This window comes from Catenovulum adriaticum, from assembly GCF_026725475.1.
In the GTDB taxonomy this organism is placed as follows: domain Bacteria; phylum Pseudomonadota; class Gammaproteobacteria; order Enterobacterales; family Alteromonadaceae; genus Catenovulum; species Catenovulum adriaticum.
The window spans coordinates 3,083,610-3,100,107 of the sequence record NZ_CP109965.1 but is presented as its reverse complement, the minus strand read 5'-3'; the positions used below and the strand labels follow the sequence as shown (position 1 = coordinate 3,100,107).

The window sequence follows — 16,498 nt, the reverse complement described above, 5'->3', positions numbered from 1 at the left end:
AGAAAGTTGTGGGTAAAATATTGAGTGTGATTTTAATATGGAGCTTTTTTGTAAACCAAGGGCTTGCTCAGCAAGCTCTGTGGGCAAGCCCGACTTATCCAGCAAGCGAGCCTAAACCGTTTGAAGTCACTATACAAACTCAATACGAGTATCAACTATGGGTGCCTAAAAGAACACCACAAAAACTGCGCTTATTGCAGAAAAAATATGCGTCGTTAACGACACCTGAAGAAGCGCTTGTATCTCGCTTTTCGGCCATTAGTTCGCTTAATTACCCTTGGTGGTTAAGTACCTGGCAAGATAGCTCAAAACAATTGGCTCTGAATTTTTATCAAAAAAAAGGGCTGGATCAAAATTACTGGTTAGACACTTGGAAAAAGCAGTTTGTCGGCAGAAGCATTAAATTGAAATATAAAGTGAAATATCAAAATTACATTATTTTTACTTATAACGTCTCAGCACCCAGTGGTAAAGAGAGCTTTTTAGACGTGCCTATTGTATTTAATCAGCAGCAACAACAATGGTTAGTGAGTTTAGACTTACGCAAAAGCCCGTTATTACGTTTGAGTCCATGGGTGTCGGGTTTAGATACGGAGACAGTGAGATATGAATAGTTTAAGAAAGCAATGGTTAATAGCTATGCTCTTGTTTGCTACTGGCATCTCGTCTTTAGCGGAAGCGAAAACGCATATTGCTTATCAAGACCAAGGTGAACAAGCATTTACTTTGGTACAAAAATATAAATTGCATCAGCAAAAATATCAGGATGTAGTGATTGAAAACTTTGTTCCGGCAGCAAGAGATGTCAATAATGGTGCAGACCAGCAAGTAGTGCGGTTTTTATCGGCCATTGTAAAAGATGACTTTGCTTGGTGGAAGAGCACTTGGACACAAGAGACGCTAAATGACTGGGATCAAAAGCTGGTTTTAAATAAAGATAAACGTTTATTTAATTACTGGAAAGCCAGAGTTAATCACCAAACCAAAGTTCAATTGGTTGATTTTATTGTATTTAAACAAACCGTGTTGGTTGGATTTAATTTGCTTAACCAGCAAAGGGAATATCACTTATTAGCTTTAGTATTAGAAGACAGCCGCTGGCGTTTAGATCAAAATTTTATGCAGTCAGATTTGTATCGTCAGATTAAACAGAGCGTTTATTGATTATGGCAAAGGTAGTTAAAAAAGATGATCAACAGCTTATTTTAACCTCTTATCCCAAGTGTATTGTGGGGGTGGTTTTTATATTTTTAGCCATTTTTTGGGGCGCTGCGTTAACCAGTGAACAAGCCATAGCCATCGATTTTTATTTGATTTTTAATGGGGTTGCTTTGGTGGTTTTAGCTGTGCAAAAACATAAGTTAAGTCGGTTTGATAAAAAAAGCAAAATGGTTTGTTTGATTAGTAAAAGCATACTCGGGAAAAAAGAGCAGTGGTATCCGTTAGTGGATATTGATGCGGTTGATATGAATTATGGCCGAGGGCAATTTGCCAAAGGCGGTAGCGTAAATTTAGTTATCAATAGTAAGTTAATTAACATTATTGATTCAGATATATGTGTAGGAAATCGTGAGCGTAATATCAGATTAAAAGACGAAGTAGCGAATTGGTTGTGAGGTTAGCTGTCTGAAATTTGGCATACGCTTTAATACAGTTAAAACACGGTATAGAGCGATGAAAAATTTTATCAAAGTCAGAATTTATTCATTAGCAATGTATGCTTTTTTTGTTGCTACTTTTAATATTTCAGCGGCTGGGCTGGATGAAAACTGTGTTGTTAATATTTTAAACCGCACGATCCAAGTTGCGCCTAATGGGGGCTGGTCGCTGCCGAATGTGCCATCTAATCAAGGCGCGGTTAGAGCAAGGGCAACCTGTATTGATGAAAACGGTGCAACGGTTTCTGGCCAGTCAGGATATTTTAACTTAATTACCAACGGTATTACGCCGGTGGGCGATATATTTTTCGCAGAGCAAGAGCCTGTTCCGAGTGCTATTCAATTTACCGCAACCAGCCAAATTAGTTTAACAACGCTAAATCAAAATTATCAATTAAATGTTACAGCGGTTTATCCTGATGGCTTAATGGATGATGTTACAACGGCCTTGTCTGGCACCAATTATACCAGTTCAAATCCAGCTAAAGTGAGTGTCAGCGCTAATGGTTTATTAACCGCATTAGGCAGCGGAAACTCATTAATTACCGCTAATAAAGATGGGGTTGTTGCCACCCGGTTGATTAAAGTGAGCTTTACCGGTGATCAAGACGGCGATGGTTTACCAGATGATTATGAAACCGATAATGGACTAGATCCAACTGATCCGGCAGATGCATTTGAAGATAAAGATAATGATGGATTAAGTGCGCTAGATGAATATTTAGCGGGCACAGATTTAAATAACTCAGATACAGATGATGACGGCATTGATGACTTTGAAGAATTAAATGAAGGTGAAGATGGTTTTATTACCAACCCGCTGTTAAGTGATTCTGATGCTGATGGGTTACCTGATTTGTTAGAACTAACCGTAGGTTCATCGCCAATTGATGGGTCGGATGCAAATTATGAAGATGCAATCACTTCGATTACTGTGCAGCCGAGCAATGTATTAATGACATTTAATGGGATTGATAGTGAGGTAAGCACTCAACTCACAGTGACTGCTAATTTACTAGGCGGCGAACAGCTAAACGTAACTGCAAAATCTAACGGCACCAGTTATTCATCAAGTGATTTAACAGTGGTGAGCTTTGGTTTAAACGACGGTGAAATTTTTGGTGGTGAAGAAGGCCAAAGTACAGTAACCGTTTCTTTATTCGATTTATCAGTTGAAGTGCCGGTGGTAGTTGAGAGTTTTCAACCAGAAGGGATATCGTCACTTCAATTTACCGGCATAGGGAAAGATACCGATGTGCAAGGCGATTATGTTTATATTGCCGCGACAACAGGCGGATTGCATATTGTTGATGCGAGCACTAAAGCTTCTCCAGAAATTATTTCAACACTGGCTACCTCTGGTGCTGCAAATGATGTAAAAGTGGTTGGCACAATTGCTTATGTTGCGGTTGGTAATGCTGGGCTGGATATTGTGGATGTGAGTAACCCTGCAGAGCCTCAGTTATTATCTAATATGCAAACATCCGGCACTGCGGTTGATTTAGCTGTACAAAACGACACTGTATTTGTCGCGGCTAGTTCAGGCGGCCTTGATATTATTAGTGTGCAAAATAGTGCCGAGCCAGTTTTGTTATCTAAATTAGACACGCTGGGTACTATTATTGGTGTGGATGTACAAAATGATAAAGCGGTGGTGGCGACCTCTTCATCGGTCATTGTGATTGACACTTCCGATATTTTATCTCCGATGCGCTTAGGCAGTATTAATATTGGGAATATTCGAGCTGTGGTAATGGATGGTGATTATGCTTATGTTGCCTGTTATACCTGCGGTTATAAAATTTTAAATATCTCGAACCCACAACAGCCAATGATTATTGGCGGTGATACTCGCTTTTATCCATCAGATGTTGAGCTGACCAATGGCTTTGCTTTTTTTAGTGACATTTTATTTGTAAATGCCGTACCTTTTGTCAATATAGCTAATCCAGAAGACTCTATTTTTCAAGGTGTTATAGATATTCGCCAGTTTGGTGACAGAGATGCAGTTGGGCTGTCACTAGATGCTGGGTTTGTTTATTCGACAGGCTCAAACCGCTTGTATATTTCTCAGTACCGGATTTTAAACGATACTCAGGGTTTAGCACCAAGCGTAAATATTATTGATCCTTTAGATGGCGATGTTGTGGTTGAATCAAGCCGAGTTATTGTTAGAGCTGAAGCCACAGATGATATAGCCGTTGCCGCGGTTAATTTTTCTGTTAACGGGGAGCTGATTTTTACCGATACAACCCGCCCTTATGAAGTGCCTATTATTGTACCTAATGATAGTGACGAGCTAAATATTTTGGTGACTGCAATCGACTTTGGTAATAACCAAGGCGATAACCTCGCTTTATTAATGATAGAGCCAGACGAAGATAACGATGGTTTAGGCGATAACGAAGAAGTTTTTACTTGGAATACCGACCCAGAAGATGCTGACTCAGACGATGATCAGGTACTAGATGGTGAAGAAATCGAGCTAGGGACTAATCCGCTCGATAACGACTCTGATGACGACGGAATTTCTGACGGAGATGAAATTGCAGCAGGCACAGATCCTTTAAATCCGGATACTACTGCCCCTATGGTGAGTTCAATTGAACCGGCAGCAGATGCAACCGAAGTTTGCGAAAACCAATCTGTTATTGTGACATTTAACGAAGCGTTATTGCGCAGTTCACTTAATTTAGCCGATATCACATTGAGCAGTGATAGTGAAGCTAGTGTTAATGGAGCAGCTAGTTTGGCTGCAGCCAATACTCAGCTTATTTTTAATCCATCTAGCTTATTAAAAGATAACAGCGACTATCAATTTAGTATCGAGAATGTAAGAGATGAAGCCGGAAACTTATTGGCAGAAGCTTTTAATTCGACATTTACTACGGGCAATTGTGTTGATTTAGACCGCCCAACTGTGATTGATATTAGCCCTATCAATGGCGCTGTTAATATTCCGGTTAATGCTCGCATTAGTGTGACTTTGAGTGAGCCTATTGACCCTTTAACCGTGACTGAAGAAAGCTTTTATGTGATAGACCAGTCAAGTAATTTACGGGTAAATGGGGTGATTGAGTTAGTGGATGACAATAGCGCTATTCAATTTACACCTAATGTACCTTTATTAGTGGGTCGTCGTCATTATGTGTATATCACAAGTGCCATTTTAGATTTATTTGAAAACCCATTGGTAGGAACCAATAGACGGTTTGATACAGCCTTTGATTTAGATGGCGATGGACCACAAATTCAATACACAGGTATTCAGGATGGCGATGACATGGTGCCTGTTAATGCCAAAATATCTGTATTATTTAATGAAGCAATAAATGCACTGTTTTTATCTGAAATTAAGATTTTAGATCAGCAAGGTGCGGAAGTTGCTGTAACGCGAGCACAAAGTGCAGACAAAAGACGCATTATTTTATCTCCACTGCAAAATTTAAATCCAGATGCCAGCTATCAGTTTATCATTGATGGGGTACAAGATTTAAGTGCAAACTTATTAGCTAACCCAGTCACCATTAACTTTTCAACTTCTGATGTATCAGATACAGAGGTTGGTAGTGTGGCCGCTTGGAGTATTCCCAGAAATAACACCTTAAATGTGGCGCTAAATCCACAGCTAACGGTCGATTTATCAGAAAAAATTGATCCAACTACAGTCAATTTTAGCAGTTTTTATTTGTACGATACTCAAACTCGATTGCGAGTAGCGGGTCAAATTCAAGTATCTGATGATGCAATGCGTCTTGAATATGTGCCAGATGACCCACTCAAAACGAATCGTCGTTATTATTTATATGTCGGCTACTCACCTTATTTAACAGACTTAGCTGGCAATTTTGTTGCGCAAAATCAATTCAGATATTTTTCAACCGGCATTCAGGCGATGGTTGATGATAGCGCGCAGGCTGTCAGCGCGACTAATATTAATAATGGCAATACCGATGTGCCTATTAACGGCCAAATAGAGCTGGTTTTTGCTCAAGAGTTAGGCGGGCAATGTGATACTGGCTCAGCGGTTAGTTTAACTGCAGGTGAAACTCAAATAGAGCTGACTACAAGTTTAGATAATAGCCGTACTGTTTTAACTATCAATACGGTTGAGAGCCTTGAAGCGGCGACTGAATATCAATTACAAGTGAATGGTTTATGTGATTTTTCGGGAAATGAGTTAACTGATTATTCACTGAGTTTTACCACAACTTCAGATGAAGAAGCGGATACCACAGCACCTACTTTGCAAAGTATTACACCTGAACATACCGCTAATGATATTTCGGTTAGCACTCAAGTTGTAATGACATTTGATGAAGCCATTGATAAACGAGCGAAACCGCTTGTTAAAGGTGGTGGCATAACCGTACCTGGCACTTATGTTGTTGATGGTAGCAGTATTACTTTTACCCCAGATATTGAGCTGCTTGGCAATACCCGATATACAGTTGAGCTACATTATAATGCGGCTGATTTAGCAGGTAATACTCGTTGGTTAAGCACCCGATATTTTGAAACTCAGTCAACCGAAGATACCCAGCAACCGAATATTTTAGCCATTTCGCCAGCGGCTGATTCTACCGATGTGAGTCCGGTGCAAACTATAGTGGTTAGTTTTGATGAACCGATGAATTTAAGTACATTGGTTGCCAGCAATATCGCTTTATACAGCAATGGCAATGTAATTAACCCAACCATTAGCCGCTCTGCTGATGGTCGGGAAATATCTTTATCTACTACTATGCCAAATGCTTCTATTATTAGCTTAGTCATGACAGATGCTGTTACTGACTTATCGGGGAATAGCATGACACCATTTGTAGTTTCGTTTACTACAGGTGTGCTGGATACAGATGACACTCGACCACAAATAGTGGGACAAATTCCTGCTAACGGTTCATCTAATTGGTCAGCATTAAATGAAGTTTATTTTTACACCAATGAAGCGGTAGATGAAGCCAGCTTAGCGCAAGCTTTCCATTTGGCTGAAAATGGTATTTTAGCTGATGTAGAGATTGAAGTTTTAGGCGACGGCAGAATCATTAAAGTTAGTAAAGACGATGATTTTATCGCAGGTGGATTGATTCAGGTTTATTGGGATAATAACGCACTTGATTTAGCCGGTAATCAACTGCATGCTTACAATGGTTACTTTAATATGGCAGATCCTAATGATGGCATAGGCTCTAGAGCCAGAATTAATGCTTATTTCCCTAATTCAGGCACTCAAGGTGTGCCGCTTAATCCGCTATTGATGGCGCAATTTAATGAACCTTTAGATGCTGCATCTCTAACAGATGAAAGAATTACTTTAACTGATACCACCACCAATACTTCTATTGGGGTTAGTTATGAGTTAGATGAATCAGGACAAATTATTTTAGTCACTCCAAATGTGAATTTAGAAGCCGACCATCAATATTACTTATGGTTCTCAGTTAGTATTTTAGATGATGACGGAGATAATTTAGCGGGTAATTATGCAACTTATTTTTATACCAGAGAAGCCTCTGTTGTGGATGATCGCCAGCCTGGCGTGCTTAGCTTTACCCCTCCTCTAGATCAAACCCAAGTAGGCGTTAATACTTTGTTTGCTCTCAGTTTAGATGAGCAAATTAACCCTCTTTCATTTAAACAAGAAGGTGCTATAAATGTTCAATTTGAAACAGGCAATACTCGGGTTAAATATAATAAATTAGCCCCGTTAGCAGCATTGAGTGAAGTAGTTGAAAATGCGCCTGAGATGAAAGATTTAGCAGGCCTGTCAATTGTTGAAACCAGCACCACATTTACTACTGGCGCAGGCCCAGATTTAACTCGACCAACCGTGATTGACACTGCTATTAGTAATAATCAGCAAAATATTGCGTTGAATCCTACCCTTGAATGGATCTTTAGCGAAGCGATTGATCCTGTTAGTTTAAACAGCGCAGGGGTTTACCTGTACGATAACTTTGATCGCAAAACCATTGGCAGTTCATTTGAGTTATCAAGTGATGGTAAAAAACTTACCTTAATGTCCGATCAAGCCTTATTGATTGGTCGTCAATATTACCAGTATGTATATGGGCTTAGAGACTTAAGTGGGAATTTGCTTGGCAATCACTCCCGTTATTTCAGTACAGGTTTTGCTGAAGATTCAACCCCACCACAAGTGACAGATTCAACCGTATATACAGGCTTAACCGGAGTGCCTATTAATCCTAAACTCAATTTACGGTTTGATGAGCAAGTCAATCCGTTTGACCCTGAGAATGTCAGTTTAACGGATGCATCTGGTGATTCAGTTGAAGTGAATATCAGCTTAAGTCGAAACCGCACTTTATTAACCATAGTGCCAAAACAATTATTACTGGCTGAAACTAACTATAGATTAGAAGTGAGCGGTATAACTGATATTAGCGGCAACGAGCAAGCCAGTCAGTTTGTTGCTGAATTTAGCACAGGTTTAACCGCAGATTTAATTAGTACAGGGGTTGATGCTTGGAGCCTTGCTAATAACAATACCAGCAATGTGCCCACTAACGCTTGGCTACAAGTTAATTTTGTAGAGCCGGTAGACCCAAGTACCATTGATAGCAGCACTTTTTATGTGCAAGATAATACAGCAAATGCCAGAGTGGCTGGCAGCTGGATTGTAGCTGACGATCGCATGAGTTTACGTTTTATACCTGACGATAACTTGTTGGAAAACCACGTGCATTATATTTATTTAGGTTATTCACCTTATTTAACCGACTGGGCGGGCAATCGTTTAGCGGCCAATCAATTCCGTTACTTTACAACGGGTAGTGAGCAAGATACTAGTGCACCAACTATCACTCAAACCAGTTTAGCAACAGATGATCAGGACGTGCCTGTGAATCCACAAATTGTGATTATGTTAGACGAACCGATTAACAATACCTGCAACTTAAATGCAGCGGTTAGTTTATCTTCGGCAAGTGCAGAGGTACCTATTTCGGTTAGTTTATCGGATGCAAACAATACCCGCAGAAACTTGGTGGTAACGACGCAACAAAATCTGGCAATAGATACAGAATACACCTTAGCATTTACCGGGCTGTGTGATTATGCAGGTAATATGTTAAGCCAAGATGTGGTGAGTTTTACAACCTCAAGTTCAGATACAGAAGATACTCAAGCGCCAAGCCTAGTTAGTATTTCACCTGCGCATAGGGCAACTGAAGTTGCAGTCGATTTAAATGAAATTATCATTACGTACAGTGAAACAGTTAATGAACTCGCAGCGCCACCTATTGTTGGAGCCGGAATTACCGTACCGGGTGAATATAGTGTAAATGGAAACTTGGTCACTTTTACGCCAAGCATTCAATTGCAAGGAAACACTCGGTATACAGTTCAACTTCATTATAATGCAACTGACTTAGCCGGTAATGTTAATTGGCTGGGTACTCGTTATTTTGATACCCAAGATGCAACGGATATTGATCCACCCAGTGTATTAGCGGTTTCTCCTGCCGCAGACTCAACCGATGTGAGTCCAAACTCAACCATAGTGGTGAGCTTTGATGAAGCAATGAACCCAAGCTCATTAACAAGCAGTAATGTAGCCCTATTTCATAATGGAGCTGTCATTAATCCCAATATTTTCAAATCGGCCGATGGCCAACAAATGACCTTATCCGCTGCTTTACCAGCTAATGCGTTAATTAGTTTAGTATTAACGGATGGCGTAACTGATTTGTCCAGTAACTCAATTACACCGTTTGTGAGTTCATTTACTACAGGTGCAAGCAATAATGATGTTGCCCGCCCTAGGATAAATGCACAAGTGCCAGTTAATGGTTCTCGTGACTGGATAGGCTTAAATGAAATTACTTTTTATGCGTCTGAACCCATTGCCGAATCTAGCTTAGAAAATGGATTAATAGTGGCCGAAAATGGGGTAGCAGTTGAAGTTGATTTAAGCTTAAAAGGCGATGGCCGTACTTTAATAGTCAGCAAAGCGGATGGTTTTGCTGAAGCCGCTCGAGTCGATTTTTATTTTAATAGCTCAGTTACAGATACGGCTGGTAATGCCCTGCATGCGTATAACGGCTACTTGTTAACCGCACAAAGTAGCGATGGCGATGGTGTTCGCCCCCGAATTACCGCTTATTACCCTAACAGCGGTACCAGAGGACTACCTTTAAAACCTATTTTAACAGCATCGGTTAACGAACCTATTGATGAAAGCTCATTAACGTCTGAAACTGTGATTTTATATGACACCACCAATGCTAGTGCGGTATTGGATACCACCATTAGCTTAGATAGCACAGGTACGATTATACAAGTTGTGCCAACTGAAAATTTAGTGACAGATAATCAATACTATTTATGGTTCTCAGCCAGTATTTTAGACACCGATGGTGATCAATTAGCAAGCAATTATGCTACGTATTTTTATACTGATGAAAATTCAGCTGCTGATGACAGATCGCCTGAAATCATCGCCATGAGCCCTCCAAGTGGAGAGGTTGATGTGGGTATAAATGCGCTATTTTCAGCTCGGTTTGATGAAGCAATCAATCCATTATTATTCGACATTGCGACCAATCAAAAAGTGGGAGTGCAATTTAGCGAGAATAACCAAGTGATTAAATATAATCATTTATTAAGCTTGCCGGCTTCAAGCGAAATAACAGAAACTTTGACTGGGCTCACTGATTTAGCGGGTAACCTAGTGGCAGATAGTTCATCCACCTTTACAACTTTGGATGGTCCTGATTTTGTTCGTCCAACGCTAGTTGATGTTGCTTATGCAAATAATCAACAAAATGTGCCACTTTCTCCTGTGATTGAGTGGGTATTTAGTGAACCCATTGATCCAGTTAGTGTGACAGATTCAGGCGTTTATTTTTATAACAGTATCACTGCTGAAACGATAGCCTCAAGCTGGACCTTGTCTGATGATGGAAAACGCTTAACACTGATAGCAGATGAGCTGCTTGAAGAATCAACCCAGTATTATGTTTATGCTTATTATATGCGTGATTTAAGTGGTAATTTATTAGGTAATCACTTCCGCTATTTCACCACGGGTTTTGCAGATGATGAAACTGGCCCAGTGATTGAGCACACCAGTGTATTTGATGGCCAAACAGCGATTCCAACAAATGCTAAGTTAAATGTTAGATTTAATGAAATGCTAAGCCCAACAGCCACCGCAGACATTCGTTTAATGCGGGCAGGGGAAGTTATCAATAGCCATATTTCATTATCGCGAGCACGCACCTTGTTAACTTTAGTGCCTAAATCTTTATTAGTAGCAAATACTGAATACAGCTTAAATGTGAGTGGGGTAAAAGATATGAGTGGTAATAGCCAAGTAAATGACTTGTCTATTAGCTTTACTACAGGTGATATGCCAGATTTAGTTCAAGGTAGTGATGTTAACTGGAGTATTCCAAATGCTGCCCAAAATGTGCCATTAAACCCATTATTGGAAGTGAGTTTGAGTGAGCGGGTAGATAGCGCAACAGTGGATGCTTCCACTTTCTATTTGCAAAATACCACAACCAATACACGAGTGAGCGGTAGTTGGAGCATTTCAGCAGATGGCTTGCGCTTAACCTTTACCCCTGATGAAGCTTTAGCCGCTGAAAACAGACATTATTTATATGTAGGATACTCGCCTTATTTAACTGACTTGGCTGGCAATAGAGTGGCGCAAAACCGATTCCACTATTTTGATACTGGCACAGCGCAAGATGCAGATTCACCAGCAGTCGCAATATCGAGTATTGCCGATAATGAGACGGATATTCCGGTTAATGCGCGTGTTGTGATTAAAATGGATGAACGTTTAAGTGATGCTTGTTTGCCTAGCCAAAACCTAGTGTTATCCAACGGTGGCAACCAAGTGAGTGCAAGCGTTGCATTGGCAAACGACAGACAAACCGTGATTTTAACGCCACAAGCTACTTTAGCGACAGATACAAGTTATGATTTAAGTATTTTAACTTTATGCGATTATGCTGGAAATGAAATCACTGCGGATGTTTTAAGCTTTACTACGTCAGTTTCGGCAGATTCAGACACAATTGCGCCTAGCTTAAGTGCTATTACACCAGAGCATAATGCGACAGATGTTGCGTTAGACTCTAATATTATAATTGAATTGGATGAAGCGATTGATTTACGTAGTATGCCGCCAATTAAAGCCGGTGGTGAGCAAGTAGCCGGCAGTTACACTCAGGCTGGCAATACAATCACTTTCACACCGGATGAAAACCTGAGTGCTGAAACTCAATACTCAATTGAGCTTTACCATAATATTCCTGATTTTGTTGGTAACACCCGTAACTTAAGTATTCGCCGTTTTACGACTGCATCGGAGTAAATGATTATGAGCATGTTAAAAAGAAGCTTATTTGTGCTGTTAACACTCGCTAGTTTTAGTTTGTTGTTTTGGTTGTATTGGCAATATCAAAACCAGCAAGATACCCAAAGGGTTAATCAAAAAATGGATATGTTAGCAGGTAAAGTTGAATTAACGCCCAAAAGCATGCCCAGCCAAGGCTCAGCTAAAAAAATAACGGCTGCACCAGAGCAAAATAATCAAAACGTAACTCAAGTTCCAGTCACTGAAACGGCCATGTTTAAACGCTTAGCACCTAAACAGGCATCCAAAATAGAGTTGACCGAATCAGAGAAAAGCGCACTGGAAGAGCAGGCTAGCGCTAAGCAACAGCAAATAAACCAGCTGATTGTTGAACTGGATAAAAGTTTAAATAATCCGTCTCAAAAGGCTGAAATTCAGCAAAAAATAAATAGCCTATTAAAAGAGTATAACCAGTTGATTTTACCGGTAGCTTTAACCGCAATGGCTGAAAATAATGCACTTAAAACGCCAAAAAGCTAATTGCTTTATTATGGCTGGGCTACTCATATTCGCTCAGTTTTTTTATGTAAGCTATAGCGCTGCCAGTGAAGCCAAACTCATTCCAAATGAAGCCGAATACTCAGCTTTTTTATTAAATGGTTGGCGAGCTGAGCGGCCAAATGTATTGGTTTTTAAAGACCCATTTTGTCCATACTGTATAAAAGCAATTCCTAAACTCAAGCAATTAACCGGTTATAATGTGTACGTTTTTTGGGCGCCTATTTTAGGTAACAGCAGCCAAAATCGAGTGGACGAAATATTTAATTGTGAAAGGTTTGCCAGCCAAATCGTTTTATCGGCAGTGCAGCAACGTCAGTCACCTGAATGCATAAAGCCTCAGCCAGCATTAAAGCAGTTTCAGCGCCAGCTCAATGATAAAATAGTTAGTAACTATAAAATTAATGCTGTACCTGGGTTTTATATCCAAGGGAAAAATGTATCTTTAAATACCTTGCTCAGCATGCAAAATAAACGGCCTATGATTAACGGCGTTAATATTCGCTGGGAAAAATTTAAGTTAATGAAACATGCTAATTTTTACGATGCTAAAAATTTAGTTATGTTTATTCCAAGTGCAAAAGCGCAAGCTATTTCGCAGCTCATAAATCAATACCAACCTGAATATTTATTTTTAGACAATCAACTCATTGAGCAAAATGAAGACTTATTACCTTGCTCAGCTGAAGATGTGGATTGCTTAGCCGTTAAAAAAGCGGAATATAAAAACAAGTCAGCCGAATTTAAATTATTAATGGGCCGTTCTATATTAAGTGATCAAGCTGCCATCTTTAATATGTCAGGCAAGCAAATACAGTGAAAATATTCACTAGCCAACAAAACTAGATTCAAAATTACCTCGTAAATCAGTTACACTAAAGGCAATTTGCAATTAGAGCGAACTGGACATGTCGGATAATTCAGAAAACACAACTCATTTTGGTTACCAAACCGTAGATAAAGCAGAAAAAGTTGGTAAAGTAGCCGAAGTTTTTCATTCTGTCGCAGCTAAATATGATCTCATGAACGACTTAATGTCGATGGGGATTCATCGTGTTTGGAAGCGTCATACAATCGCTTGTGCAGGTGCACGTCCTGGCAATCAAATTTTAGATTTAGCGGGTGGCACAGGGGATTTAACTGCTAAATTTTCACGTATCGTCGGCGAGCAAGGCAAAGTTGTTTTGGCCGATATTAACGATTCAATGCTTAAAGTAGGTCGTGATAAATTGCGCGACTTGGGCATAGTCGGTAATGTTGAATATGTACAGGCCAATGCCGAAGCGCTACCGTTTGCTGACAACAGTTTTGATGTGGTCACCATTGCATTTGGTTTGCGTAATGTCACAGATAAAGACAAGGCATTGGCGTCGATTTATCGAGTGTTAAAGCCGGGTGGGCGCTTATTAGTATTAGAGTTTTCAAAGCCTACGACAGAAGGCTTAAGTAAGTTATACGACTGGTACTCATTTAATTTATTACCCACCATGGGCAAAATTATTACTAATGATGCTGACAGCTACCAATACTTGGCTGAATCTATCCGTATGCATCCAGACCAAGATACCCTGCAAAGCATGATGGAAGGGGTTGGTTTTGAAGAAGTCAGCTATCAAAACTTAACGGGCGGCATTGTCGCGTTGCACAAAGGATATAAGTTTTAATGCCAACAGCCAGTTTAATCAGTGGATTTATTGAGCACAGCGCTAATTATTGGCTTAAAACCAGTGGTCATTATAAAAGCGCACCTAAAAAGTTAATTGGCAAAATAGTGGTTGTTGAGTTAACTGATTTATCGCTTGTATTGGTAATGCAAATTAATCAGCAAGGTTTACTCAATGTGTATTCGCCTCTAGAAGGCAATGCTGATTGTGCGATTAAAACCACGTTAATCGGTTTGCAAAAGTTGCAACAGCCGGCGCAAATTACCGCTCTGATTAAAGCTGGTGAAGTTGATATAGACGGTGATGTGCAGCTCGCTCAGCAATTTTCTGATTGGCTTAAAGCCAGCCTAGTTTACTGGCAAGATATTTTAGCCAGTGTAACTGGTGATATTGGCGCGCATCAAATAACGGATATCGCTCAGCAAGCACAAAGCTTAGCTTTACAAAAAACGGATGATGCTAAAAGAGCATTCAGCCATATTGTTTGGGATGAAAAGCGCCTTGCGCCTCATCCAATAGAGTTTGCGGATTTTTCCAAACAAGTATTAACGGTCAGGCAGCAAACTGATAGGTTAGCCGCTAGAATTCAACAACTTTCCCAACAAATAGAAGCAGAATCGTGAGCATTTGGCGTTTTTATATCATTTTACGAACTTTATTAACTTACGGTTTAGATGAATTAATACCTGAGCGTTTTCAAAAATGGCATTTTAAACTGGCCCGACGTTTAATTTTTTGGTTACGCAATCGTTATCCTAATGATCCGGTTGAAGTGAGACTGCGCTTAGCTTTGCAATCATTAGGTCCGGTTTTTGTTAAATTTGGCCAAATGTTATCGACACGCCGCGATTTATTGCCATTAGAAATATCTCAAGAACTCAGATTATTGCAGGATAAAGTTAATCCTTTTGATGGTGAGCAAGCCAGACAACTGATTGAAAAAGCGTGGAAAGTTGATTCGTTAGATGAATACTTAAGTTATTTTGAAGTTGAACCACTCGCCTCGGCATCTATTGCACAAGTACACGCCGCGCAGCTTAAAGATGATTCAGGCTTTAGCCATAAAGACATTGTTATTAAAGTGATTCGCCCCGGCATTACCGAAACCATGCGCGCCGACGTTGAATTAATGAAAACCATGGCTCGCGTTTTGGCTAAATTATTACCTGACGGCAAACGTTTACGCCCTATTGAAGTGGTAAAAGAGTATCAAAAAACTTTATTTGATGAACTTGATTTGATGCGCGAAGCAGCCAATACCATCCAATTAAAACGCAATTTCTCAGACTCAAAATCTTTATATGTACCCGCCGTTCATTCAGACTTATGCCGCAATAATGTGATGGTGATGGAGCGCATTTATGGTATTCCAGTTGGTGATATTGAAGCTTTAGAAGCTCAAAATACCAATATGAAACTGCTGGCAGAGCGGGGCGTTGAAATATTTTTTACCCAAGTATTTAGAGACAGCTTTTTTCATGCCGACATGCACCCAGGGAACATTTTTGTTTCAACAGAAAACCCAGATGATCCTATGTATATAGGTATAGATTGCGGTATTGTTGGCACGCTCAATAAAAATGATAAACGCTACTTAGCTGATAATTTTATTGCTTTTTTTAATCGTGATTATCGCAAAGTCGCAGAGCTACATGTTGATTCCGGCTGGGTGCCAAGAGACACCAATGTGGAAGATTTTGAATTTGCGATTAGAACCGTTTGCGAGCCTATATTTGAAAAACCATTAGCTGAAATATCATTTGGCCATGTACTGTTAAATTTATTTAATACTGCGCGTCGTTTTCAAATGGAAGTTCAGCCACAGTTGGTACTGCTGCAAAAAACTTTACTTTATATTGAAGGCTTAGGCCGACAATTGTACCCACAATTAGATTTATGGAAAACCGCTAAACCTTTTTTAGAAAACTGGGTAAAACAGCAAGTGGGTTTACCAGCTATTTTTAATGCGGTTAAAGAAAACGCGCCTTTTTGGGGTGAAAAATTACCTGAAATTCCAGATCTAGTTTACGATGCATTAAAAAATCAAAAAGCTCAACAAGCGCAGCAACAAGCGTTACTTAAGCTACTCGAACAAAGACAAAAGCAGCAAAACAAACTATTGCCACAAATCGGCCACATTGCCGCGATTTCAGCCGTGCTTATTTATTGTCTTAAAGATAATTGGCATTTAAGTTTAGCGTTATTAGCAGCCGCAGTTATTTGTTGGGCAATGAGTAAACGAAAATAATGAGCTAGAGTTTGTCACTAAGAAAACCCTAAATGGG

At 39.8% G+C, this 16,498-nt stretch carries 9 protein-coding genes; all 9 read left to right on the top strand.

What is annotated here, in order from left to right; genetic code table 11:
- Window positions 1–8: 8 nt before the first annotated feature.
- The 9 genes from OLW01_RS13605 (at window position 9) to ubiB (ending at window position 16,461) form a co-directional block, all read left to right on the top strand.
- Window positions 9–614, top strand: a complete 606-nt coding sequence (locus OLW01_RS13605; protein ID WP_268074463.1) for a hypothetical protein — start codon at window positions 9–11, stop codon at window positions 612–614.
- The gene (locus OLW01_RS13600) at window positions 607–1,164 is read left to right on the top strand and encodes a hypothetical protein (RefSeq protein ID WP_268074462.1); all 558 of its coding nucleotides are present in this window, start codon (window positions 607–609) and stop codon (window positions 1,162–1,164) included. The genes OLW01_RS13605 and OLW01_RS13600 overlap by 8 nt, the downstream gene beginning before the upstream one ends.
- 2 nt (window positions 1,165–1,166) lie before the next feature.
- The gene (locus tag OLW01_RS13595) at window positions 1,167–1,616 is read left to right on the top strand and encodes a hypothetical protein (protein ID WP_268074461.1); all 450 of its coding nucleotides are present in this window, start codon (window positions 1,167–1,169) and stop codon (window positions 1,614–1,616) included.
- 58 nt (window positions 1,617–1,674) lie between these two features.
- A complete protein-coding gene (locus OLW01_RS13590; RefSeq protein ID WP_268074460.1) occupies window positions 1,675–12,009 on the top strand; it encodes an Ig-like domain-containing protein in 10,335 nt (3,444 codons plus the stop codon).
- 6 nt (window positions 12,010–12,015) lie between these two features.
- Window positions 12,016–12,531: a hypothetical protein gene (locus OLW01_RS13585; RefSeq protein ID WP_268074459.1), complete on the top strand. Its 516-nt coding sequence runs from the start codon at window positions 12,016–12,018 to the stop codon at window positions 12,529–12,531.
- Window positions 12,506–13,369, top strand: a complete 864-nt coding sequence (locus OLW01_RS13580; protein WP_268074458.1) for a thioredoxin fold domain-containing protein — start codon at window positions 12,506–12,508, stop codon at window positions 13,367–13,369. The genes OLW01_RS13585 and OLW01_RS13580 overlap by 26 nt, the downstream gene beginning before the upstream one ends.
- An 88-nt stretch (window positions 13,370–13,457) precedes the next feature.
- The gene (gene ubiE, locus OLW01_RS13575) at window positions 13,458–14,213 is read left to right on the top strand and encodes a bifunctional demethylmenaquinone methyltransferase/2-methoxy-6-polyprenyl-1,4-benzoquinol methylase UbiE (RefSeq protein WP_268074457.1); all 756 of its coding nucleotides are present in this window, start codon (window positions 13,458–13,460) and stop codon (window positions 14,211–14,213) included.
- The gene (locus tag OLW01_RS13570; RefSeq protein WP_268074456.1) at window positions 14,213–14,836 is read left to right on the top strand and encodes a ubiquinone biosynthesis accessory factor UbiJ; all 624 of its coding nucleotides are present in this window, start codon (window positions 14,213–14,215) and stop codon (window positions 14,834–14,836) included. The genes ubiE and OLW01_RS13570 overlap by 1 nt, the downstream gene beginning before the upstream one ends.
- Window positions 14,833–16,461, top strand: a complete 1,629-nt coding sequence (gene ubiB / locus OLW01_RS13565) for a ubiquinone biosynthesis regulatory protein kinase UbiB (protein WP_268074455.1) — start codon at window positions 14,833–14,835, stop codon at window positions 16,459–16,461. Before OLW01_RS13570 ends, ubiB begins: the two co-directional genes overlap by 4 nt.
- The last annotated feature ends 37 nt before the right edge of the window (window positions 16,462–16,498 follow it).